Below are 23,244 nucleotides of genomic sequence, written 5' to 3' on the forward strand. Positions count from 1 at the left end.
GGAGGCGGATGTGAACGAAACTGTCGAGCGGCACGAATTCGGCGCGGAAGTCGGGCGCCTGCTGGATCTGGTGGTGCACGCGCTCTATTCGGAGCGCGAAATCTTCCTGCGCGAGCTGGTGGCGAACGCGGCCGATGCGGTGGATCGTCGGCGCTTCGAGGCGCTGACCAATGAAGCGCTGGCCCTGCCGGCCGAAGCCAATCTGCGGATCACCCCGGACAAGGCGGCGCGCACCCTCACCATCTCCGATGCCGGGATCGGCATGGGCAAGACTGAGCTCGCCCAGCATCTGGGCACCATCGCGCGCTCCGGCACGCGCGCCTTCGCGCAGACGCTCGCCAATGCGCCGACCACCGACAAGCCGAGCCTGATCGGCCAGTTCGGCGTGGGCTTCTACTCGGCCTTCATGGTGGCCGAGCGCGTGGAAGTCACTTCTCGCCGCGCCGGTACGGAGGAGGCGTGGCTGTGGGCGTCTGAAGGCAAGGGGGACTACACCCTTGCCCCCGCCGAACGGGCCGAGCCTGGTACTGACATTGTGCTGCACATGAAGGCGGATGCGGAGGAGTTCCTGGAGCCGCTCCGGCTGCGCACGATCATACGCAAATGGGCGGATCACATCGCCATCCCCATCCTTGTCATGAATGAGGGCAAGGAAGAGGCGGCCAATGCCGGCACCGCGCTGTGGCAAAAGCCGAAATCCGAGGTGAGCGAAGAGAGCTACACCGAATTCTACCGCCATCTCGGCCATGTCTTCGATACGCCCTGGGCCACGCTGCATTGGCGGGCCGAAGGGGCGCTGGATTTCTCGGCCCTGCTGTTCATCCCCGGCATGAAGCCCTTCCAGGCCATGGAAGATGATCGCAAGAGCACGGCGCGCCTGCATGTCCGGCGCATGTTCATCACCGATGAGGCGGAACTCCTGCCGCCTTTCCTGCGCTTCGTGCATGGCGTGGTGGATACCGAGGATCTGCCGCTCAACGTCTCGCGCGAGATGTTGCAGGCCACACCCATTCTCGCCCGCATCCGCCGCGCCGTGACCAGCCGCGTGATGTCCGAATTGAAGACGCGCGCGAAGGATGCCGAGGGCTACGTCACATTCTGGGAGAATTTCGGCGCCGTCCTGAAGGAGGGCGTCTGGGAGCCGGGGGATCATCAGAAGGATGTCGCGGCCCTGCTGCGCTTCCGTTCCTCGGCCATGGAAGGCTGGACGTCGCTGGCCGAGTATATCGGCCGGATGAAGCTGGGGCAGGAGGCAATCTATATCCTCGTGGGCGATGATCCGGCGGCGCTGGCCAAATCGCCGCAGCTTGAGGGCTATCGCGCGCGTGGGCTGGAGGTGCTGCTGCTCTCCGACCAGATTGACGCCTTCTGGCCCGAACGCCTCGGGAGCTTCGAGGACAAGCCCATCCGCAGCATCACGCAGGGCACGGTCAGCCTGGAGGCCACGGAAGCCGAGGCTGCGCCTGATGTTGCACCCCTGCTGGAGCGGCTGAAATCCGCACTGGCCGAACATGTCTCCGAGGTGCGCGCGACGGACCGGCTGGTGGAAAGCGTGGCCGTCCTGGCGGCGGGTGAATTCGGCCCGGACCTGGCGATGCAGCGCCTGCTGCGCCGGGCGGGGCGCGGCTTCCAGGGCGGGCTGCCGGTGCTGGAAATCAATCCCCGCCACGCGCTGATCCGCCATTTGGCGGAAGCCGATGTGGATGACGCCGTGCTGAGTGACCAGGCCGGCCTGATCCTTGACTTGGCGCGCCTGCAGGATGGCGATGCCCCGCGTGATCCGGCGGATTTCGCGCGGCGCGTGGCGCAGGCCCTGGCTAAGCCTGGCTGAAACGATCGAGGATGCTGCGATAGCCGGCGGCGGCGACCACGCCGCCGCGCACGGCACCCGCTTCGACCGGCCCCCAGAGCTCCTCGAAATCAGCCGGCAGGGCGCGGTTGTTGGGCAGTGAAAGCCACAGGCGATAGAGCAGCCTCTGGCGCTCGGGATCGAGCAATTCGGTTCTGGCGTGATAGGTGATGTGGTTGTTCAGGAGCTGGATATCCCCCGGCTCCATGCGGGTTTGCAGCGCAAGCGCGGTGGCGAGCGCGGCCAGCATTTCGAGGGCGGCGTTCTGGCCGGGCGTCAGGCGGGGCACATCGTCGAAACGCTGCGCGGATTCGACGTAGCTGCGGCTGTACTGGCTGGTGAAGCGACCCTGATGCAGCGCGAAGATGCGGTTGCGATACCAGGGCTTTTCGCCCGGCTGCTGCTCCTGCTGGCGGCTGTGGAACCAGGGCTCGAACAGCAGATCGAGCAGGGCGGGCGCGCGTTCCAGCATGGCGTTGTGGATCGCCGGCGTGGAGACGATCAGGCTCTCGCCACCGCTCCGGGATTGGCGGCAGCAGAGCAGCGCCACCACGTCACAGCGGTCGGTGTGGAAGCGCAAGGCGCCACCTGTGCGGTAGCCACGGCTGCCGGGCCGCCCCAGTACCTCGCCGGTGTCGCGCACCTCGCCCAGCAATTCGCCGAGCTTGCTCTGGGAAAGCGCCGTGCCGAGATGCAGCCCGATGGCCCAGAGGATGGCGCGGAGCAGCTCCGGCGTCGTGGCCTCGATGGGCAGGCCGCGCAGATTGACGATGCCCGAGCCATCTTCGAGATCCTGCCGGATGGCGGCGAGGCGCGGGGCGGTGATGGGCAATGGCACGTCAGAATGCCGGAACTCCTCCACCATGCGGCCACTGGCCAGCATGGCGTGGCCACAGGCCAGCAGCTCCGTGAGCTCGGCCGCGCTCCAATGCCAGATCCAGTCGCTGCGTTCCGCCATCTCGGCGCCGGTCCAGATGCTGGGGCCGGTCAGGGCTTCGCGCGCCATGATTCAGCGCGTCGCCACGCGGGCCAGCACCTGGTCCACGAACAGCATCGCACTCCCGAGGTAGTTCTCCGGGTTGCACAGCGCGCGCAACTTCGCGGCTTCGACGCGGGAGGCGATGTCGCGGTCCGCCTCCAGCGCGGCCAGCAGCGGGATGCCCTGGGCGATGGCAAGGTCACAGGCGCGGTTGACGATGTGATGCGCCTCGCCGCGGCCCAGGATCGGCGCCAGGCCCATCATCACCTGCTCGGAGGCGATCAGGCCGCCGGTCGCGGCCAGGTTGCGCATCATCCGCGCAGGGTCCACGACGAGCCCCTCCGCCAGGAAGCGCGCTTGCAGCAGTGCGCCATGCGTCAGGTTGAAGGCCTGCCCGATGGCCAGGGATTCCGCCTGCCAGGGGCCGGTGCCGCGCTCCAGGTCGTGCGCCATGGCGGCCATCATCTGCGGCACCAGCGCATGCACGCCGCGCGACTGCGCGAGGATATACTCGCAGGCGATCGGGTTGCGCTTCTGCGGCATGGTGGAGGAGCCGCCGCGCCCCGTCACATGCGGCTCATTCACCTCCGCCACCTCGGTCTGCATGAGCAGCATGACATCGGTTGCGATCTTGGAGAGGGCGCCGCAGAGCAGGCCTGTGAAGGCCACCGCCTCGGTCAGGCCGTCACGCGCCACATGCCAGGGGATATCGGGGCAGGCGAGGCCCAACTCCGCCGCCAATTCGCGCTGGACCGCGAGGCCCTGATCGCCGAGCGAGGCAAGAGTGCCGGCCGCCCCGCCGAACTGCACGCGCTCCACGCGCGGGCGCAGCTGCTCCAGCCGCTCCAGCATGGTGATGAGGGGCGAGAGCCAGACCGCCACCTTGTAGCCGAAGGTGACCGGCAGGGCGTGCTGCAAATGCGTGCGCCCGGCCATGATGGTGCCGCGATGGCGCCTGGCCATGGCCGCGAAGCCGCCGATCACGGCCATGAGATCACCGCGCAGCAGGGCCAGGCCCTGGCGTATCTGCAGCACCACGGCGGTGTCCATGATGTCCTGCGTGGTGGCACCCCAATGCGTCCAGCGCCCGGCATCATGGCCGGCAAGTGCGGTGAGCTGCTTGACCAGCCCCACCACGGGATAGCCGGTATTGCGCGTGGCCTCGCCCAGTGCGGCGAAATCCAGCTTGTCCACCTGCGCGGCAAGGGTGATCGCGGCCGCCGCCTCGGTCGGCACGATGCCGAGGCGCGATTGCGCGCGGGCGAGTGCGGCCTCCACATCCAGCATGCGCTGGAGGAAGGCGCGCTCGCCCATCGCGGCGCGCATCGCATCCGTGCCGTAGAGCACGCCCATCACGGGGGAATCGGCGGGGTTCACGGACCCAAGGGACATGGTCATGTCAGATATCCAGGAAAACGGTTTCGGCGCCCCCGCGCAGCCGGATGTCGAGCTGCCAGGTGCCGGGCGCCGCCGGCTCGGCGATCAGGGTCGCGCGGCGCTCGGCGGGAACGAGTGCCAGCAGCGGATCGGTCTCGTTCAGCTTCTCGGCGGCGAAGTAGAGGCGGGTTGTCACGTGGCTGAGCAGGCCGCGCGCGAAGATCGCGATCTGCACATGCGGCGCCTGGAGTGTATTGCCGCGGCCCGGCACCGGGCCGGGCTTCAGGGTGATGAAGCGGAAGCGCCCCTCGGCATTGGTCGCGCAGCGGCCGAAGCCCTGGAATTCCGCGTCATAGCGGCCGGCAGGGTCGGCGTGCCAGATTTCCACCATGGCATCTGTCACCAACGCGCCATCGCCATCGGTGATGGTGCCCTCAATCACGATGCGCTCGCCCTCGGCGCCGGCATTGGGGCCATCGGCGCGCAGCAGGTCGGCCCAGGCGGGGAAATCGATCATGTGCCAATAGGGGCCGGCGGTTTGATGTGCCGTGGCCATCAGTGATGATCCCCCTCTTCGAAGGGTGTCGCTGCGGGGCCGCGCAGCGTGATGTCGAAGCGGTAGCCCAGCGCCCATTCGGGCTGCGTCACATCCAGATCGAAGCTGGCGATGAGACGTTGGCGCGCCGCTTTATCGGCGGTCGTGTTGAAGATGGGGTCGTGGGGCAGCAGCGGATCACCCGGGAAATACATCTGGGTGATCATGCGCTGGGCGTAGCCGGCGCCGAACAGACCGAAATGGATGTGCACCGGCCGCCAGGCATTGTGGTGATTGCGCCAGGGATAGGCGCCGGGGCGGATGGTGGTGAAGCGGTAATTCCCCCCCGCATCAGTGAACACGCGCGCATGGCCCTCGAAATTCGGGTCGAGCGGGGCGTCGTGATCGTCGCGCACATGATGGTAGCGTCCGGCGGCATTGGCCTGCCAGATTTCCACCATGCTGTTCGCTACGGGCCGCCCCGCCTCATCCAGCACGCGGCCAGCGACGATGATGCGCTCGCCCATCGCGGCCTTCCCGGCCACCACCGACATGTCGGCATGCACCGGATAATGCATGGGCGAGAGGCGCGGCGAACTCGCTTCGGTCAGCGTATGGGGTGCCCGGATGGGCGGGTACAGCGGCGCACGGCTTTGCGTGCTGCGATAGGCGGGGCTGTCCAGCGGCGGCTGGCTGCCGGGGGCCGGGCGGGCATAGGGGATGGGGTCGGACATGGTCTGATCCTAGGTCAGAAGGCGCACCAGCCAAAGACTGAGTGCGGGGAAGGCAACACAAAGGCCGAGCCGCACGAGATCCGTCGCCAGGAAGGGCAGGACGCCGCGATAGGTCTGCGCGATCGGGACCTGGCGCGCAATGGCGGAGATGACAAAGACATTCAGCCCGATCGGCGGCGCCGTCAGCCCGATGCCGACCACCACCAGAACCAGGATGCCGAACCAGATGGCCGTCTCCTCGGTCGTCATGCCGAAATCGAGCGCGGTGATGACGGGAAAGAAGACAGGGAGCGTGAGCAGGATCATCGCCAGCTCGTCCATCACCGCGCCCAGCACGATGTAGGTCACCAGCAGCGCCACGAGCACGCCGTAGGGTGGGAAACCCTGATCCGTCACCCACATCGCCAGCAGGTCGGGCGCTTGCGACAAGGCGAGGAAGGCGTTGAACACCTCGGCACCCAGCAGGATGGCGAAGATCATGGCGGTGGTCTCGGCCGTGCCGAGCAAGGCCGCGCGGATATCCGTGAGGGACAGGCTGCGCCGCACCAGGCCGATCAGCAGCACGCCGATGCAGCCGACAGCCGCACTTTCCGTCGGTGTGAAGACGCCGCCATAGATGCCGCCCACAACCAAGATGGCGATGATCATCACCGGGATCACGTTGCGGAAGGCGCGGGCGCGCTCGCCCGGCTCCAGCGGGGGCGCTGGCGGGCCCAGCTCCGGGCGGAACCGCATCCAGAGCCAGATGGTGAACAGGTAGAAGGCCGTCGCCATCAGGCCGGGAATCAGGGCCGCCATGAAGAGCTTGGCGATGTTCTGCTCGGTGCTGATCGCATAGACGACGAGGATGACGGAAGGCGGGATCAGGATGCCCAGCGTGCCGCCCACCGCGATGGTCCCGGTGGCGAAGCCCGGGGCGTAGCCGAAGCGCAGCAGCTCCGGCAGTGCTGCGCGCCCAAAGGTGGCGGTGGTAGCGACGGAGGAGCCGCAGACCGCGCCAAAGGCCGCACTCGCGCCGATCACGCTCATGGCCAGGCCACCCGGCCGGCGGCCCAGCAGGGCATTCGCTGCGGCGAAAAGATCGCGCGCCAACCCGCCGCGCTCGGCCAGCGCGCCCATGAGGATGAACAGCGGGATCACACTCAACGTGTAATTGGCAAAAAGGTGATAGGGCGTCGTCTTCAGGTAGTTGAACAGCGCGGCCTGATCGAGAATGTGGACATAGCCCGCCGCACCCGCGATCAGCATGGCCAGTGCGATGGGAGCGCGCAGGATGATGAGCGCCATCAGCCCGGCGAAGCCGGCCAGGGCCAGCAGGAATTCCGGCGCCATCAGCGCTGGCCCTTGAGCAGCCGCGGGATGGCCAGCAGCGCGGCCACGCCCGCCAGCGCGAAGCAGAAGGCGCCGATGCCGATGGCCCACCAATAGGGCAGCGCCAGCAATCCGATGGTGCGCATGCCGTTGCGCCAGGTGTCGAACATCCCCTGCCACATGCGCTCGGCGATCAGCAGCATGGTCGCGGCCCAGACCAGCGACCAGAACGCATCAATCGCGCCATTGAGGCGCGGCGGCAGCCAGGTGGTGAAGCTGTCCACCAGGATGTTCGAGCGGGTGACGCTGCCCCAGGCGAGAAACCCCAAGACCGCGAGGCCGGAGCCCAGTGACACCAGCTCGAAATCCCCCTTCACCGGCTGGCTCGTAAGCCAGCGCAAGGTGACCGAGATGACGGTGAGCAAGGCGGTGGCCAGCAGCACCACGCCGCCACACACAGCGAGTGTGGCAGCGAGGCGGGCAACCGGGCCGCGGGGTGGCGCGTCGCTCAGGTCACGCCCTGGCCGTAGCGGGCGATGAGCGCGCGGGTCTCCTCCAGCAACGCGGCAGCCTGGATGTTGCGCTCGCTCATCGCGCGCACCCAGTTGTCGATCACGGGTTGCGTGGTGCGCGTCCAGCGCTGGGTTTCCTCGGCCGAGAGCTCGATGATGGCGTTGTTGCGGCGGCGAACCATCTCCTCCACCACCGGCCCCTGCTCATCCCAGACCTTGGCCGCCATCGCGGCGGCCACCTGGCCGGAATTGGCATCCAGCACGCGCCGCAGATCGGCCGGCAGGGCTTCATACTTCGCCTTGTTCATCGCCAGCACGAAGCTGGCCACATAGAAGGTGGGCGAGCCCGCGATCTCGGTGTGGTTGCGCAGCGTCTCGTGCAGGCGGATCGAGGGGACGACTTCCCAGGGAACCACGGCGCCATCGATCACGCCCTGGGCCAGCGCCTCGGGCACTTGCGGGATGGGCAGCCCGATGGGGGCGGCACCCAGTGCGCGCAGCGCTTCGCCGGCCTGGCGCGTGGGGAAGCGCAGCTTCAGGCCGTTGAGGTCTTCCTGGCGGCGGACCTCGCGGCGCGCATGGATCACGCCCGCATCATGCGCCCAGGCGCAAAGGATCTGCGTATCGGCGAATTCCTGGCGGAAGCGCGTCTCATAGAGTTCCTGCACCACGCGCGCATTCACGCTGGCGCGCTTATGGGCAACGAAAGGCAGCTCGATCACCTCGATGGAGGGGAAGCGGCCCGGCGTATTGCCTGGCAGCGTCCAGATGATGTCCACGACGCCATCCTTGGCCTGGTCGTAGAGTTGCGGCGGCGCGCCGCCCAACTGCATCGCCGGGAAGATCTGCACGCGCAGACGGCCCTGGCTTTCGGCGTTGATCTTCTGCGCCCAAGGCATGAGGAAATGCCGGTGCACATTGGAAACGGCGGGCAGGAAATGGTGCAGCCGAAGCGTCACTTCCTGCGCCTGTGCGCCCCTGGCGGCAAGCATGGCGGGAGTGGCGAGCGCGCCGAACAGCGCGGTGCGACGGGTCGTCATGGCCTTGTGGCCTCCCTGGGGTGTTTCCTCCAAACCTTCTGCCCTGATCCTGGAAACTGCTCAAGTCTCTTTGCTGTCCGGCTCAATCCCGGTGAAAATCCACGATCAGGATATCAAGCTCCCGGCTGGGCGTGACGTCGCGCAGGCGCATCTCGAACCGCCGGTCATCCAGCCGGCGCACCCCTTCGCCGCAGAAGCTGACGATCGAGCCCGGATTGCCCTTGTCCACCACCAGGCGGAAATCGCGGATCGGCCCGGCCCAGTTGCCGCCCGGCGTCAGCATGTATTGCAGCCAGACCTCGCTGTAGTCGGAACCATTCGCCGCCCGGCTGGTGCGGCGGTCCAGTGCGGCGATGAAGCTGTCATCCATGCAGAATTGGGCCCGGGCGGCCCGGAAATCCGCCGATTGGCGATGCCGGGGTGAGAGGCGTCCACCGACCGAGCCGCCGGCGAAGGGCGTGTAGCTGTGCTGCACCCGCAGGCTCCGCCCACCAGGGAAGATCTGGCGCCGCGTGATGCTGCTGGTGACGGTCCAGGCGGGTTCGTCGATGGTGGTGCGGCCATTCCCGAAATGGCCGAGGACCAGCTCCTCCCGCACCAAGGCGGCGCGCGTCGCCTCGGGCAGGGCATTGGCTGCGTATTCGAAGCGCTCATCCGCGCCGCCCACCAGCGGCAGGCCGAGGCCGCGCAGGCGGTCCGTGATGTCCTTGCCGCGAAAGGTGGCGCGCTGCACCAGTTCCAACGCAAGCGGGCGGCCATCCACCAGGGTGCGAAAATTCAGGTCCCGGGCGTAATCGGGCACGCGCTCCACCGGGGAATGGGTGAAGTCGGGCAGGGGGAAGGCCACCAGCGTCTCGATGTCGCGGTCGGTGGTGTTGGTGAAGACGTAGTTCACCCGCACCTGCGTGCGGCTGATGAAAAGCTCCTGCTGGTCCAGCCGGATTTCGGCACTGCGCGTCAGTGTCAGGCCGCCCAGGCCGATGGCGGCGCTGCTGTCATTGGCCAGCGCGGGTGGGCCGCCCAGCAACAGGAACAGGGCGGCATGGCGCAGGGTGCTGCGAAGCATCGGCTGGGTTCCGTTGAGCGTGCAACACGCATCTTCCGGGGCTGGCGCGCCAGGTCAAGCACGCCGTATCTGGCCTGTGGCGCTGCGCCGCCCGAGGCCCTAGGCTTGGTCCATGGGGCGGCAGACCCCGCAGGAGGACATCATGAAGAAAGCCACCCTCACCGCGCTCGCGGCCCTGCTCGCGGCGGGCCCAGCCTTCGCGCAGCTCGCGCTCTCCGGCAATGACAGCAAGGCCGTGCTGGAGAATGGCACGGTCCGCGTTGTGCAAAACCCGCCGGCCGATACGATCACCATTCTCGATCTCGGCAGTCATCCGCCGCGGGTGGTGGGCAGCGTGCAGGCGCCGCATTCGGTGGTGGGGCCGCCGCTTTCCGTGACGCTGACGCCGGATGAGCGGCTGGGCCTTGTCACCTCCGCGCAGAAGCTGGACCCGGCCAATCCGGCACGCACCATCCCCGACAACCGGCTTTCGGTGATTGACCTGCGCGCGACGCCACCCGCCGTGGTGCAGACTTTGGAAGCCGGGGCGGGTGCTTCGGGCGTCTCGGTCAATCGTGCGGGCACGCTGGCGCTGGTGGCCAATCGCAATGCCGGAACCGTCAGCGTGTATCGCATTGCGGATGGGCGGTTGGCGCCGCTCTCCACGCTGACCATCGGGCCGCCGGCCTCGGGCGTCAGCCATGCGCAGTTCACCCCCGATGGGCGCTTCGCGCTGGTGACGCGCGATGGCGATTTCATGGTGACCGTGCTGAAGGTGGAGGGCGAGGCCGTGACCCTTGCCGGGCGCGACATCACCGTCGGCATCCGGCCCTATGGCCTCGGGATCACCCGCGATGGGCGTTGGGCCGTGGTCGCCAATCTCGGTCGCGTCTCGGGCGATGCCGATACGGTGAGCCTCGTTTCGCTCACGGCCGAGCCCTTCCGCGTGGCGGATACCATCAGCGTGGGGCCAACTCCGGAGGGCATCCAGGTCAGCCCCGATGGGCGGCATGTGGCGGTGGTGGTGATCAATGGCTCGGCCCGTGCCGCCAATCACCCGCTCTATGGGCGGGGCCAGCTTGTGATGCTGCGCATTGATGACGGCCGGCTGACGCGCGTGGCCCAGGCCGAGATGGGAAGCTGGGGGCAGGGCGTGGTCTTCAACAATGACGGCACGCGGGTCTATGTTCAGAACATGGTGGAACGCGAAATCCAGGGCTTCGGTTTTGATGGCCAGCGCCTGACGGCCCTGTCCGGGCGCATCGCTGTGGATGGTGGGCCTTCGGCGTTCCGCACGGCGGATCGTTGAAGACAGCAGCCTCTCAGCCGCGGCCAGCCTGGCTGGTCGCGGCGCCTTTTCTGTTTGTCTCGCTCTGGTCGGGCGGCTTTACCGCCATCAAGCTCTGCCTGCCGCATGCCGAGCCGATGACGCTGCAGGTCATGCGCTACGCCACGGTGGTGGCGATCCTGCTGCCACTATGGCTTGTCCTGCGGCCCGCGCGGCCCGATCGCGCCACGCTGATGCATCTGGTCCGCATGGGGCTGCTGGTGCAATTCGCGTATTTCGCTGCGATGAACCTCGCCATGGCGAATGGCATGGGGGCGGGCACCATCGCATTGCTGATCGGCCTGCAACCTGTGCTGGTGGCCTTGCTGGCGCCCGTCGTGGTGGGTGACCCGCCGGTAGGGACGCGCGGCTGGATTGGCCTGATGCTGGGCCTGCTGGGCGCCGGGCTGGTGATCAGCTCCGGCACGGGCTTTTCGGCAAGTGGCTGGTTGGGGCTGGGCTTTGCGATGCTGGCGCTCAGCGTCATGACCAGCGGCGCGCTGCTGGAGCGCAAATCCGGCCGTTCCACCCACCTGGTCACCGCCAACCTCGTCATGTGCAGCGTGGCGCTGGTGGCGAGCCTGCCCGTCGCCTGGTTCACCGAAACCATGGTGGTGGATTGGGCGCCGGAGCTGTTCATTGGCCTGTCCTACATGGTCTTCGTGAATTCGCTGATCTCGCTTTCCATCCTGTTTGCCATGCTGCGCCATGGCGAGGCGACGCGCGCCTCATCCGTGTTCTTCCTGGTGCCGCCGCTGGCCGCGCTCATCGCCTGGCTGGTGCTGGGCGATGAAATGGCCTGGCTGGCCATCGCGGGCACGGCCGTGGCCGTGCTGGGCGTGGCGCTTGTGGTTGCCAAGCGCTGAGCGGCGCGTCACGCTCGGCGCAAAGACGAGGAACTTCCCATGGCCCATGCTGGACTGAATTTCGGCATTTTTCTCGCCCCCTTCCACCGGCTGGGCGACAATCCCACGCTCGCCTTGGGGCGCGATCTCGATCTTCTGGTGGCGCTGGACCAGCTGGGCTTCGATGAAGCCTGGATCGGTGAGCATCACTCGGCCGGCTGGGAGACGATCGCCAGCCCCGAGATCATCATCGCCGCCGCGGCCGAACGCACCAAGCATATCCGGCTTGGTTCCGGCGTGACCAGCCTGCCCTATCACCACCCGTTCCTCGTGGCGCAGCGCTTCGTCCAGCTGGACCACATGACGCGTGGCCGGGTGATGCTGGGCTGCGGCCCCGGCGCCCTGGTGAGCGACGCCTACATGATGGGCATCGAGGCCCATACCCAGCGCCCACGCATGGAGGAGGCGTTGCAGGCGATCACGCGGCTGCTGGCCTGTGACGGGCCGGTGACCATGAAGACCGACTGGTTCGAACTGCGCGAAGCGCGGCTGCACCTGGCCCCCTACACCCATCCGCGGTTTCCGATCTCGGTGGCTTCCTCCACCACGCCTTCCGGCGCGCTGGCGGCGGCGAAGCATGGCCTGGGCCTGATCTCGCTCGGCGCCGGCCTGCCCGGCGGGCCGCAGAAGCTCGCCGAGCAATGGCGCATGGCCGAGGCCGAGGCCGCGAAGCACGGGCACACCATGGACCGCCGGAACTGGCGCCTCGTCGTCAACATGCATTGCGCCGAGGAGGATGAGCGCGCCATGCGAGATTGCCGCATCGGTGAGCGCATGGAGACCGAGAGCTATTTCGGCGAAACCCTCGGCCGCCCGCCGACCCGGACTGAGGACCCGCTGGGCGATGGGCTGCGCGCCGGCACCACGCTCGTCGGCAGTCCCGAAACCGTGGCCAAGGGAATTGAACGGCTGATCGGCTTCAGCGAGGGCGGTGCCGGCGGCATCCTGTTCCGCGCCCATGAATGGGCCGATCGCGAGCAGACCTTGCGCAGCTATGAGCTCTTTGCCCGCTGGGTCATGCCACGCTTCCAGGGGTCCTTGCGCATGCCGGCCGAGAGCCGCGAATGGTGCTATCAGAACCGCGAGGGGATCTTCGCGCCCAATCTGCAGGCGCTGAAGCAGGCTTTCGTGGATGCCGGCCAATCCGTGCCGGAGATGGAACGCCTGAAGCTGCGCGAGCGCCAACCGGGCGAGTGAGCATCATGCCGCGCGCGCCGTTGCTGCGCGCCGGTCTGAAAGCACATCATCTCGCCAGCGCGGCCTGAGTGACCCGCAAGCCCTGGCGTTCAATCACCGCAAGGCTCAGCTCTCTGGCTTGATATCCGCGCGGCGGATCACCGCGCCCCATTTCACATATTCCTCGCGCTGGATGCGGGCCAGCTCCTCGGGCGTCGAGGCCACCAGCTCGTAGCCCAGTTCGAAGAAGCGCCGCGTCACATCCGTGTCGCGCGCAGCGGCGACGGTGGCGGCGTGCAGGCGTTGCACCACAGCGGGCGGCGCGCCGGCGGTCATGTAGATGGCGGCCCAGGTGTAGCTCTCGAAATCCGGCAGCCCCTGCTCGGCCACGGGGACCAGATCCGGCATGTTCGGGATGCGCGTCCTGGTGCCGGCGCCGAGCGCCTTGAGGCTGCCCTGCTGCACCTGGCCGATGGCCGGCGCGAGCGCGTCAATCATGAAGGTCACGCGCCCGGCCAGCAGCTCGATGATGGCGGGGCCGGAGCCTCGCGTCGGGATATGCGTGGCCTGAACGCCGGCCAGCTGCAGGAACAACTCGGGCGCCAGGTGGGTGATGGAGCCAGCCCCGGTGGAGGCATAGTTGTGCCGCCCCGGTTCCCGCCGCAGCAGGGCGATCAGCTCCTGGATGTTGGTCAGCCCGGAGGCCGGGTTCACCAGCACCACATGCGGCACGCGCGCGATGAAGCTGATCGGCTGGAAATCCCGCACCGGATCATAGCGCAGCGTCGGGAACAGCGCGGGTGCGATGCTGTTGGTGGCGCCTGTGGTGCTGAACAGCGTGTGGCCATCGGTCGCGCGCGCCACCAGCTCGGCCGCGATCGTGCCGCCCGCCCCGGTGCGCCCCTCGATGATGACGGGCTGGCCCAGCCGCTGTTGCAACCCGGGTGCCAGCAGCCGTGCCGTGAGATCGGTAACGCCGCCCGAGGCGAAGGGCAGGATCACGCGCAGCGGCTGGCGTGGCCATTCGCCCGTCTGGGCATGAGCGGCAAAGGGTGCCGAAGTCGCTGCGGCCAGGAGGGTGCGGCGGTTCATGCGGGTCTCTCCAGCAGGTCAGGGGGGACGGAGATCGTCAGCGCGAGGAGGCGGAAGGAATGGGTCTTGCCATGGCCGTCGAGGTTGAGGCTGCCATTCACGCCACCCTCCAGCACCTCATCCACGACGAAGTTGAAGGCGTGCAGCAATGGCAGGTCATGCCGCACGCAGGTTGTGGCGCCGCGATGGCGGAACAGCGCCAGCACCCGCTCGGCCGTCACCTGTTCGGCCAGGACGGGATACAGCGCCGCGCGATAGGGAATGAGGGACATGTTCAGGCGATTGCCCTTGTCCCCCGCGCGGCTATGGGCAACTTCGTGGAGGGGGACCTCGATCACGATAAAATCTCCCGCGCTGTCCGCACCGAAACCGTGACCGGCACACGCTCCCGCAGCACCAGGTGGCTGCGCGTCAGGATGCGCGGTGTCACGCGCCAGCGCGCCCCGCCCGTGCCCGCAGTGCCGCAGCACAGCATGGCCAGCACCTCGCGCGCGGCCTGGTCCGCATCGTCGCGCGTGCGGGCCTCGACGGCCAGGCGGATGCGGATTTCGGGTGGCTCCGGCCCGTCATAGCCGCGCCATAGCGCGCCATCATCGCTGTCATGCACGCTGGCGACGCCGATCAGATCCACGCGCGCGCGGACGTCCAGCCCGCGGATCTTCATGCGCTCCAGCAGCACATCGGCGGTGGCGCGGGCGCGGGCGAGGGCATTGGGACCGGCGACCGAAACCTCGCCCTCGCCCAGCCAGCTGCCCTCGAAGCTCGCAGTCACCTTCAGCGTATCGGGGCGCGGATGGCCGCGCAGGCCGTGCACCGCCACGCGGTCCTGGCCCAGCTGTTCCAGCGTGCAATGGCTGATATCCAGCACCACGTCGGGCGTGATGTAGTGCGTGGGGTCGTGCAGTTCGTAGAGCAATTGCTCCTTTACCGTCCGCAGATCCACGAGGCCGCCGGTATCGGCGGCCTTGGTGATGACCAGGCCGCCATCCCGCGTCACTTCCGCGATGGGAAAGCCGATATTTGCGGGGTCAGGGATGTCCTTGTAGCCCGGGTCCCAGAAGACGCCGCCGGTCACCTGGCTCCCACATTCCAGCAGATGCCCGGTGGCCGCCCCCAGGGCCAGCTTCTCCCAATCATCCGCCCGCCAGCCGAAGTGATGCGCCAGCGGCGCAATGGCCAGTGCGGGGTCGCTGGTGCGGCCCGCGACGATGACATCGGCGCCCAGCGCCAGCGCCTCGATCAGCGGCTCCGCGCCGATATAGGCATTGGCGGCGATGAGGTTCCAGGCGCCCATGTCGAGGCCCGCATCCGCCTCATGCACCGGCAATTGGCCGCCGGCGACCAGGCCCGTCACGTCATCGCCCTCCACCAGCGCGATCCGCAGATCGGGCATGCCCTGCGCCATCGCGAGGCGTGCCACGGCGCGCGCGGCGGCGGGGGGATTTGCGGCACCCCAATTGCCCAGGAGTGGAATGCCGTGCTGTTTGGCCAGCGCCAGGATGGGTTCCAGCAGCCGCTCCAGCATGGGCTCATACCCTGCCTCGGGGTCACGGCGCTTTTCCAGATGGGCGAGGGCCACGGTGCGTTCGCCCAGCGTTTCGAAGAACATGGCAGAGGGCAGGCCGCTGGCGATCAGCGTGCGTAGCACGGGGAGCGGCGCATCCACCCGGTCGCCCGAAAACCCCGCGCCATTGCCGACGAGAAAGCGGTCCATTCTGATCTCCCTGGGGCCGAGTGTTCGCTGGCCGGCCTCAATCCGCAAGGGCCGCGCGCAGCAATTGGCCGAGCCGCGCGCAATCACGCTCATGCAGGCTGATCGGGTTGATGGTCAGCATCCCGTCGCGCAGGCGCGCGGGGTTCACATGCACGGCGGGGGTGCCGGCGCGCAGCCGCGCCTCGACGGCCGGCGCATCCACGCAGCGCAGCAGGAGGAGCGGCACCTCGCCGGCCATCGCCTCCTCGAAAACCAGGCCCGAGGCCTGGCGCACCGCATCCAGCCGGGCCTGCCAGCGCGCCTGGCGCGTCGCCGCATCCTCGCTCGTGAAGCGCTGCAAGGCCACCAGCAGCCCCATCACTTCCTCGCGCCCCACCTTGCAGGAGCGGCCGATGCCGGTGCGCGGGAAAAAGGCCAGTTGCGACAAGGCCGGGAATTCGGCCGGCGCGCGGAACTGCGCCTCGGGCAGGTCAAGATCAAGCATCTGCGCGAGGGCCGAGGCCACCAGCGCTCCGCGTCCCGCAAGAATGCCCGAAGCCTGCGGCCCACCCATGGCCTTGCCGCCGGAGAAGGCCACCAGATCAGCGCCCTCCGCGATGAAACGGCGCAAATTCGCGGCCGGCGGCAATTGCGCGGCGGCATCCACGATCAGCGGAATGCCTGCTTCACGCGCCACGCGGGCAATCCCGGGCAAGGGCGGCTCGGCATGCGGTTGCGCCACATGCAGGATGCCGGCGGTGCGCGGGGTGATGGCATCGGCGAATTCGGCGGCACTCGCATCGCGCACCCCGGCCCCGGAGACGCGGTCCGGAATGCCGACATCCACAAGCCTTCCGCCCGCCGTCTCGATCGCGCGGTCATACATGTTGCGCTGGCTGCGGGAGATGAGGAATTCGCAGCGGCCTTCGCGGGTGCTGGGCAGGCGGTTCATCGCCCCCGCATCCAGCCGCGCCATGCAGGCGGCGGCGGCCAGCAGCAGGGCGGCGGAAGCGCCCGCGGTGACGAAGCCCGCCTCCGCCCCCGTGGCGCGCGTGATCTCCCGGCAGGCGGCGGCCTGGAGGTCCAGGATATCCACGCTGGCGGTGGCGGCCGCACGCATCGCCTCCGCCACTTCGTCACTGAGCGGCCCGGCGGAGAGGCGGGTGTTGGTGCCATAGGCGTTGATGATGGGCGTGATGCCGAAGCGCTCGAAGATCATGGGCTGAGCACGCTTCGCACGGCGTGGTGCCAGTCGCTCTTGCGCCGCGCCGCCTCCTCGGGCGCCATGCCGGGGAGGAAGCGGCGCTCCAGCCGCCAATGGGTGGGTGCATCGCCAGGCGGTGGCAGCAGCCCGGCCTGGAGGCCGGCGAGATAGGCGGCCCCCAGCGCGGTCGTCTCCGGCACTTCGGGGCGATCCACCGCCGCACCCAGGATATCGGCCAGGAATTGCATGGTCCAATCGCTCGCCACCATGCCGCCATCCACGCGCAGCACCGTCTCCTGCAAGGCCGGCCAGTCGCGCCGCATGGCGTCCAGCAGGTCGCTGGTCTGGAGAGCGACGGATTCCAGCGCGGCGCGGCAGATCTCGGCGCGGCCGGACGCACGGGTCAGGCCGAGGATGGCGCCGCGCGCGGCCGCATCCCACCAGGGCGCGCCCAGGCCGGTGAAGGCGGGCACCAGGTGCACCCGCTCGGCGGGATTGGCGTGGGCGGCCCATTCGCCGGCCTCACGCGCATGCTGGATGATGCCGAGGCCATCGCGCAGCCATTGCACCGTGGCGCCCGCCATGAAGATCGAGCCCTCCAGCGCATAGGCCCGCTTGCCCTGCAATTGCCAGGCGATGGTGGTGAGCAGGCGGTTGCTGGAGGCCACCGCCTCCGCCCCCGTGACCAGCAGCGCGAAGCAGCCGGTGCCATAGGTGGATTTCATCATGCCGGGCGTGAAGCAGGCCTGGCCCATGGTCGCTGCCTGCTGATCCCCCGCCATGCCCAGGATGGGGATGGAGCCGCCCAGCAGCGTGGTCTCGCCAAAAGGGGCCGCGCAGTCGCGCACCTCCGGCAGGATGCCCATGGGCACGCGGAACAGGGCGCAGAGTTCGGCGTCCCAGATGCCGCGGTGGATTTCAAAGAGCATGGTACGCGCGGCATTGGTCGCATCGGTCGCGTGGACGCGCCCTTCGGTCAGGCGAAACAGCAGGAAGCTCTCCACCGTGCCGAAGCAGAGCTCGCCCCGCTCGGCGGCGGCGCGGGCGCCTGGCGTGTTGTCGAGCAGCCAGGCGAGCTTGGTGGCGGAGAAATAGGGGTCCAGCAGCAGGCCGGTGCGGGCCGTGACCAGGGGTTCATGCCCCGCCGCGCGGAATTCGTGGCAAGCGGCGGCGGTGCGGCGATCCTGCCAGACGATGGCGCGGCTGACGGCGCGGCCCGTGGCGCGCTCCCAGAGCAGCGTCGTCTCGCGCTGATTGGTGATGCCGATGCCAGCGACGTCCCGCGCCGTCCCACCCGCCTTGGCCAGCGCCTCACGCAATACGGCGATGGCGTGGCCCGCGATATCCTCCGGCTCATGCTCCACCCAACCGGGTGCTGGGAAATGCTGCGGCAAGTCCATCTGGGCCGTGGCAAGCGGCACCAGCCGCGCATCGAAGGCGATGGCGCGTGTCGAGGTCGTGCCCTGGTCCAGGGCGAGCAGCAGGGGCATGGCGTTGTCTCCCGGTCATCGGGCATGAGGAGAGGAAGGATTTCCACGGGGGTCAACCAGCATGGGGGGCAACCAGGGCGTGGCGCTGCCAATTTGACGGAGCGCGGCGCCGGCCCGACAATCCGGCCATAGCCCAGGAGCCACACCATGCCTGTCAACAACCGCATCGCCGCCATGGCGCCCGAAATCGCCGAATGGCGCCAGACCATCCACGCCAATCCCGAGCTTGGCTTCGAGGAGCATGCGACCAGCGCCCTGGTGGCCGAGAAGCTGGCCGCCTGGGGGATCGAGGTGCATCGCGGCATCGCCGGCACCGGCCTGGTGGGCGTGTTGCGGAATGGGGATTCGGGCCGCTCCATCGGCCTGCGCGCCGATATGGACTGCCTGCCGATGACCGAGGAAACCGGTGCGCCGCATGCCTCCAAAACCCCTGGCAAGATGCATGCCTGCGGCCATGACGGCCACACCGCCATGCTGCTGGGTGCCGCCAAATACCTGGCCGAGACGCGCAATTTCAACGGCACCGTGAACTTCATCTTCCAGCCGGCCGAGGAGGGCCCGGGCGGTGGCCGCGTCATGGTCGAGGAAGGGCTGTTCGAGCGTTTTCCGTGCGACAGCGTCTATGGAATCCACAATGACCCTTCGCTCGCGCTGGGCGAGACTTCCATCGTGGCCGGGCCAATTCTGGCCTCCGCCGATACTGTCACGTTCCATATCCGCGGCTTGGGTGGCCATGCGGCGCGGCCGCATATGGCGATCGACCCCGTGCTGATCGGCGCGCAGCTGGTGGTGGCGCTGCAGGGCATCGTCTCGCGCCGGGTGGACCCGCTGGACAGCGCGGTGCTGTCCCTGTGCATGTTCCATGCCGGAAGCGCCTCCAACGTCATCCCCGAGACCTGCGAGATCAAGGGCACCATCCGCACGCTGAAGAAGGAAACGCGCGCGGCGATGGAGCGCCACATCAAGCGCATCGCGGCCTCCGTCGCGGATGCCTTCGAGGCGGAAATCCGGGTGGAGTGGAAGTCGGGCTATCCTGTCACGGTGAACCATGAGCGTGAGGCAGACCTTGCGGCCAAGGCGGCCGCCAAGGTCTTCGCGCCCGAGGGGATCATCCGCAAGCGCCCGCCCATCATGGGGGCCGAGGATTTCTCCTACATGCTGGAGAAGCGGCCGGGCGCCTTCGTGAAGCTCGGCCAGAAGGCGCCGGACGGGAAGGGCGGCGTGCCGGTGCACCACCCGAAATATGATTTCAACGACGATGCGGCGCCGCTGGGGGTGGGTTTCTTCAGCGCGCTTGTGGAGCAGGAACTGCCGCGTTCGTAACAGGGGCTCTGCCCCTGGCCCGGCAGGAAACCAGTTTCCTGCAGCTTCAATTGAGAGGGTTGCAGGGGACGCGTCCCCTGCCGGGATGAGGGGCAGCGCCCCTCATCCTTCAGTTCTGCAAGGTGATGTTCTTCGCGCGAACAACCTCGCTCCAGCGCGCCAGGTCGCTCTCCATCACCGAACGCAAGGCCGCGCCATCGCCGCCCACCGGCGTCGCTCCCTGCTGCACGAAGCGCTCGCGCACTTCCGGCGTGGCCAGCACCTTGCCGATCTCCTCCTGGATGCGGGACACGAGCGCAGGCTCCATCCCGCGCGGGCCGAGCAGGCCGTACCAGAAGGAATAGGTGAAGTTGATGCCGAGTTCGCGGGCGGTCGGCACATCGGGCAAGGCGGGAATGCGCCCCCCTTGGGTGCCGATGGCAATCGCCCTTGCGCGGCCGTCACGCACGGCACCCAGCACGGTCGGTGGGGCCGCGATGAGCAGGCCGATGCGTCCGGCCAGCAGGTCGGTAAAGGCTGGCCCCATGCCGCGGTAAGGCACATGGGTCAGCCGGATGCCGACCAGGTCCTGGAGATACTCGGTGTAGAGATGCGGTGAGGAGCCAGCCCCCATCGAGCCGTAGAAATTCGCATCCGCCGCCTGGCCGCGCGCGGCCTCCACGAAGTCACGCAGGCTGCGCACCGGGGAATTGGCCGGCACGACGAAGACCGTCGGGTAGTCCACCAGCAACGAGATGGGCGTGAAATCGGCCGCGATATCGAAGCCGAGATTGGCATGCAGCGGTGGCGCGGTGGCCAGGGAGTTGTCGGTCAGCAACAGGGCCGTGCCGTCATTGGGTGCCCGCACGGCCGCCGTCCAGCCCACCACGCCGCCGCCGCCCGCGCGGTTCTCCACGATGAAATTGCCGCCCGTCTGCTCGCCCAGGCGCTGGGCGAACAGGCGCGCCACGAAATCCGTGGTGCCGCCGGGCGGGTAGGTGATGATGATGCGAACCTGCCGCCCAGCCGGCCAGCTCGGCGATTGCGCCAATGCGGGCGCGGCCAGGCCGAGCCCTGTCGCGGTCAGAAGATTGCGGCGCTTCATATGGTTTCTCCCTGTTGACGCACAAATCCAGCACATCGCCGTCAGCCCGGGCCGAGCAGGCGGCCAGAGGCGATGCGCGCCCCTTCCGCCATGCTGCGCAGCTTGGCCCAGACCACTTCGGCCACCACGCGCCCGCGCCCGGCCGAGGTGTCGAAGCCGCAATCGGTCCCCGCCATCAGCCGGCGCGGATCGCCCATGCTCTCGGCGATGCGTTCGAGCCGTTCGGCGACGACTTCGGGGTGCTCGACGAAATTGGTGAGCGTATCAATCACCCCGGCCACCAGGATCTGATCCTCGGCCAGCGGCATGCGGCGGAAGACCCGGTGTTCATGCGCGTGGCGCGGATTGGCGAAGGGCAGCACGAAGCCACCCACCTGCGCCTGGCGGATCACCGGCCAGATATCCTCGAAGGGCACGTCATGGTCATGCGGCGCCTCGTAATTGCCCCAGCAGACATGCAGCCGGATGCGCTGCCGCGGCAGCCCTTCGATGGCACGGTTGATGGCGGCGACGACACGCTCGGAGAAATGGAGGAAGGCCGAGAGGGGCTTGTCCTGCCAGGCGCCGTGGCGCTCCAGTGCGAGGTCGGGGCAATCGATCTGCAAGGTGAAGCCGGCGGCCAGGATGGCGCCGTATTCGGCCCGGAGGGCATGGGCCAGTGCATCGAGATAGGCATCGTCACTGGCGTAATGCTGGTTCTGCACCACGGCGGCGAGGATGCCGGGTGACGGTGCGGCCATGAAGCCGGGCGCATCCGGGCTGCCCAGAGCCGCGCGAAACTCCGCGCATTCCGCCTGCATGGCGGCCGTGCCCACATAGGTCACGGGGCCGATGGCGGCGGGCAGGTTGCTGGTGACGCTGGCGGCCTCCTTCCCGGCGAGTCCGGCCTGCATCTCGGCCTTGAATTCCGGATAGGCGTCAATATCCTGGAAGCCGCCACGCGCGCTGCTGCCACCGAGGCCGGTCAGACGGTCCCGCAGATACAGCACGAAGGATTCGCGCCCCTGCTCGCCATCATTCGGGATATCAATGCCGGCCGCGCGCTGCTTCGGGATGATGGCCTGGACGGCGGCGCTGGAGGCGGCGGCCAGTTCCTGCGCGTCCACTGCCTCGCCCCGAGCGCGGCGGGCGTGCAGCTTGGTCAGGGCGCGCGGCCGCGGCAGGCTGCCCGTATGGGTGGTCAGGATGCGCCCGGTTGATGGCATGATGTTTCCCCCTGGATTGCAGGGGGTTTAGGTCATTCGCTTCGCGTTGGGAATAATGGGCTCACCCGCGCAACTCCACGGCTTCCTCCAGGGTGGCCCATTCCTCGTCATCCGGTTTGTGGCCGGTGGTCCACATCAGGATGGCGAAGCGCGCGGGCCGGTCCAGCACGCGCAGCGGATGATGCCAGCTGCCCAGATGGTAATTCACCGCCTGGTCGCCGCGCACGAGGAAGCCGCGCAGCCCCGCGATGTCGGGCGCGCCGCCGCGATCGGGCGCCACCATCACCACCCAGCGCGAAACATCCATCGGCACGAAGCATTGCGCGGACCGGTTGTGCCGCTCCATCTGTGTTGCCAGCAGCGGCAGGGCCACAGGGGCTGCGTGGTTGAAAGCCAGCGTGGGCGTGCTGGCGCCATCGCGCGCCACCACGCTGGCGCCCAGCGCGGGCCTCTCACCCAGGGCGGGTGGGTCCATCACATCGCCGAAGGGCCGAAAGGCTTCGGCGGTGAGCGGTTCCAGCCGCAGGATGCGGCCCATCAGTTTGCGCCTTCGGCATAGAGCGCCGTCAGCCCTGGCTCATAGCCGGCAAGCGCGCGGCCGCGATGCGGGCGCCGTACGGGCGCGAGGCCGGCCAGCGCCGCGGCCAGCCGGACGCCCGCCGCCGTGCCATCCACCAGCGGGGCCGCCACATCGGGCGCCAGCAGCGGCGCGAGGCCAGCGAGCGGGCCGCCCGCCAGGATCACCACCTCCGCGCCATCCTGCTCTATGCTGGCGCGGCACAGTTCCAGGATCATGTCCCGCCTCTCCTCCGCGACGCGCCCCGGATCGCCGGAGAAGGCGGGCCCCATGCGGAACCCGGCGCAGCGGTGAGCGAGGCCCGCATGCTCCAGGCAATCCACGAACATGGGCTTCAGCGCCGCGGTGAAGCTGACAATGCCGAAGCGGCGGCCAAGCATGCTGGCGGCATGGAAGGCGGCCTCGCTGATGCCGATGACGGGCACGTCGAACAACTCCCGCGCCGCGTCCACGCCTGGATCGCCGAAGCAGGCGACAACGGCCGCGTCGAATTGCCCACGCCGGGCGGCAAGTGCCGCGACCGTCGCGGGCCCTGCCACGGACCAGTCGGCCCGCGTGACGATGAGCGGCAGGCCAAAGGGCGCGCTGACGGTCTCCACGCTGCAACCTGGCGGCAGGGCGGCCTGCGCGGCCAGGGCGATGCGCGCGGTCACGCTCTCGGTGGTGTTGCTGTTCACGACGAGGATGCGGCAGGTCATGGGCGGGTCCTGATCAAGCTGTGGCCGAGGCGGGGTGAATGGATGTATCCTATCCCGCGATGGCTCCCGACACCCAGGCCCCAGCTTC

The 23,244-nt window shown here is 68.5% G+C and carries 22 protein-coding genes; 5 read left to right on the forward strand and 17 right to left on the reverse strand.

All coding sequences use genetic code 11. The features are described 5' to 3' along the window. Nucleotides 1-10: 10 nt before the first annotated feature. Nucleotides 11-1,831: a molecular chaperone HtpG gene (htpG, locus tag LHU95_RS05840; protein ID WP_248710433.1), complete on the forward strand. Its 1,821-nt coding sequence runs from the start codon at nt 11-13 to the stop codon at nt 1,829-1,831. Here htpG and LHU95_RS05845 read toward each other — a convergent pair. The 8 genes from LHU95_RS05845 to LHU95_RS05880 form a co-directional block, all read right to left on the reverse strand. Then, entirely contained in the window at nt 1,818-2,855 is a 1,038-nt protein-coding gene (locus LHU95_RS05845; protein ID WP_248710434.1) for a TauD/TfdA family dioxygenase, read from the reverse strand. The genes htpG and LHU95_RS05845 overlap by 14 nt on opposite strands. 3 nt (nt 2,856-2,858) lie before the next feature. Further along, complete coding sequence (locus tag LHU95_RS05850; RefSeq protein WP_248710435.1) at nt 2,859-4,226, reverse strand: adenylosuccinate lyase family protein; 1,368 nt, start codon at nt 4,224-4,226, stop codon at nt 2,859-2,861. A gap of 1 nt (nt 4,227) precedes the next feature. Continuing rightward, the gene (pcaG, locus tag LHU95_RS05855) at nt 4,228-4,761 is read right to left on the reverse strand and encodes a protocatechuate 3,4-dioxygenase subunit alpha (protein WP_248710436.1); all 534 of its coding nucleotides are present in this window, start codon (nt 4,759-4,761) and stop codon (nt 4,228-4,230) included. Next, nucleotides 4,761-5,474, reverse strand: a complete 714-nt coding sequence (pcaH, locus tag LHU95_RS05860; RefSeq protein ID WP_248710437.1) for a protocatechuate 3,4-dioxygenase subunit beta — start codon at nt 5,472-5,474, stop codon at nt 4,761-4,763. Before pcaH ends, pcaG begins: the two co-directional genes overlap by 1 nt. 9 nt (nt 5,475-5,483) lie before the next feature. Next, nucleotides 5,484-6,806, reverse strand: coding sequence for a TRAP transporter large permease (locus LHU95_RS05865; RefSeq protein ID WP_248710438.1), 1,323 nt, complete (start codon nt 6,804-6,806; stop codon nt 5,484-5,486). After that, complete coding sequence (locus tag LHU95_RS05870; protein WP_248710439.1) at nt 6,806-7,228, reverse strand: TRAP transporter small permease subunit; 423 nt, start codon at nt 7,226-7,228, stop codon at nt 6,806-6,808. The genes LHU95_RS05865 and LHU95_RS05870 overlap by 1 nt, the downstream gene beginning before the upstream one ends. Nucleotides 7,229-7,293: 65 nt before the next feature. Further along, nucleotides 7,294-8,337, reverse strand: coding sequence for a TRAP transporter substrate-binding protein (locus LHU95_RS05875; RefSeq protein WP_248710440.1), 1,044 nt, complete (start codon nt 8,335-8,337; stop codon nt 7,294-7,296). A gap of 82 nt (nt 8,338-8,419) precedes the next feature. After that, complete coding sequence (locus LHU95_RS05880; protein WP_248710441.1) at nt 8,420-9,403, reverse strand: DUF4424 family protein; 984 nt, start codon at nt 9,401-9,403, stop codon at nt 8,420-8,422. Between the two features lie 142 nt (nt 9,404-9,545). Here LHU95_RS05880 and LHU95_RS05885 point away from each other — a divergent pair, with 142 nt between their 5' ends. From LHU95_RS05885 to LHU95_RS05895, 3 genes are read left to right on the forward strand one after another with little or no spacing between them, the layout of a single operon-like run. Then, a complete protein-coding gene (locus LHU95_RS05885; RefSeq protein ID WP_248710442.1) occupies nt 9,546-10,691 on the forward strand; it encodes a lactonase family protein in 1,146 nt (381 codons plus the stop codon). Beyond that, nucleotides 10,688-11,575 carry a DMT family transporter gene (locus LHU95_RS05890; RefSeq protein WP_248710443.1) on the forward strand — a complete coding sequence of 296 codons (888 nt, stop codon included), beginning with the start codon at nt 10,688-10,690 and terminating at the stop codon, nt 11,573-11,575. The genes LHU95_RS05885 and LHU95_RS05890 overlap by 4 nt, the downstream gene beginning before the upstream one ends. A 39-nt stretch (nt 11,576-11,614) precedes the next feature. Beyond that, complete coding sequence (locus tag LHU95_RS05895) at nt 11,615-12,811, forward strand: LLM class flavin-dependent oxidoreductase (protein ID WP_248710444.1); 1,197 nt, start codon at nt 11,615-11,617, stop codon at nt 12,809-12,811. Nucleotides 12,812-12,916: 105 nt separating this feature from the next. On the opposite strand, the gene LHU95_RS05900 is transcribed toward LHU95_RS05895, so the two are convergent. The 5 genes from LHU95_RS05900 to glpK are packed head-to-tail and all read right to left on the reverse strand — an operon-like array spanning nt 12,917 to nt 18,269. Next, the gene (locus tag LHU95_RS05900) at nt 12,917-13,882 is read right to left on the reverse strand and encodes a tripartite tricarboxylate transporter substrate binding protein (protein WP_248710445.1); all 966 of its coding nucleotides are present in this window, start codon (nt 13,880-13,882) and stop codon (nt 12,917-12,919) included. Beyond that, complete coding sequence (locus tag LHU95_RS05905) at nt 13,879-14,220, reverse strand: hypothetical protein (protein WP_248710446.1); 342 nt, start codon at nt 14,218-14,220, stop codon at nt 13,879-13,881. Before LHU95_RS05905 ends, LHU95_RS05900 begins: the two co-directional genes overlap by 4 nt. Continuing rightward, complete coding sequence (locus LHU95_RS05910; protein WP_248710447.1) at nt 14,217-15,596, reverse strand: acyclic terpene utilization AtuA family protein; 1,380 nt, start codon at nt 15,594-15,596, stop codon at nt 14,217-14,219. Before LHU95_RS05910 ends, LHU95_RS05905 begins: the two co-directional genes overlap by 4 nt. Before the next feature lie 37 nt (nt 15,597-15,633). Continuing rightward, nucleotides 15,634-16,794: a hypothetical protein gene (locus LHU95_RS05915; RefSeq protein WP_248710448.1), complete on the reverse strand. Its 1,161-nt coding sequence runs from the start codon at nt 16,792-16,794 to the stop codon at nt 15,634-15,636. Further along, entirely contained in the window at nt 16,791-18,269 is a 1,479-nt protein-coding gene (gene glpK / locus LHU95_RS05920) for a glycerol kinase GlpK (protein WP_248710449.1), read from the reverse strand. The genes LHU95_RS05915 and glpK overlap by 4 nt, the downstream gene beginning before the upstream one ends. Before the next feature lie 147 nt (nt 18,270-18,416). Here glpK and LHU95_RS05925 point away from each other — a divergent pair, with 147 nt between their 5' ends. Continuing rightward, nucleotides 18,417-19,592 carry a M20 aminoacylase family protein gene (locus LHU95_RS05925; protein WP_248710450.1) on the forward strand — a complete coding sequence of 392 codons (1,176 nt, stop codon included), beginning with the start codon at nt 18,417-18,419 and terminating at the stop codon, nt 19,590-19,592. A gap of 109 nt (nt 19,593-19,701) precedes the next feature. Here the strand turns inward: LHU95_RS05925 and LHU95_RS05930 are convergent, their stop codons facing one another. From LHU95_RS05930 to LHU95_RS05945, 4 genes are all read right to left on the reverse strand, one after another. Beyond that, nucleotides 19,702-20,676 carry a tripartite tricarboxylate transporter substrate binding protein gene (locus tag LHU95_RS05930; protein WP_248710451.1) on the reverse strand — a complete coding sequence of 325 codons (975 nt, stop codon included), beginning with the start codon at nt 20,674-20,676 and terminating at the stop codon, nt 19,702-19,704. A gap of 41 nt (nt 20,677-20,717) precedes the next feature. Then, nucleotides 20,718-21,881: a cobalamin-independent methionine synthase II family protein gene (locus LHU95_RS05935; RefSeq protein WP_248710452.1), complete on the reverse strand. Its 1,164-nt coding sequence runs from the start codon at nt 21,879-21,881 to the stop codon at nt 20,718-20,720. Nucleotides 21,882-21,942: 61 nt separating this feature from the next. Next, nucleotides 21,943-22,419, reverse strand: coding sequence for an ureidoglycolate lyase (locus tag LHU95_RS05940; protein WP_248710453.1), 477 nt, complete (start codon nt 22,417-22,419; stop codon nt 21,943-21,945). Beyond that, a complete protein-coding gene (locus tag LHU95_RS05945) occupies nt 22,419-23,156 on the reverse strand; it encodes an aspartate/glutamate racemase family protein (protein WP_248710454.1) in 738 nt (245 codons plus the stop codon). The genes LHU95_RS05940 and LHU95_RS05945 overlap by 1 nt, the downstream gene beginning before the upstream one ends. Nucleotides 23,157-23,244 lie beyond the last annotated feature (88 nt).

Source organism: Sediminicoccus sp. KRV36 (assembly GCF_023243115.1).
GTDB lineage: Bacteria > Pseudomonadota > Alphaproteobacteria > Acetobacterales > Acetobacteraceae > Roseococcus.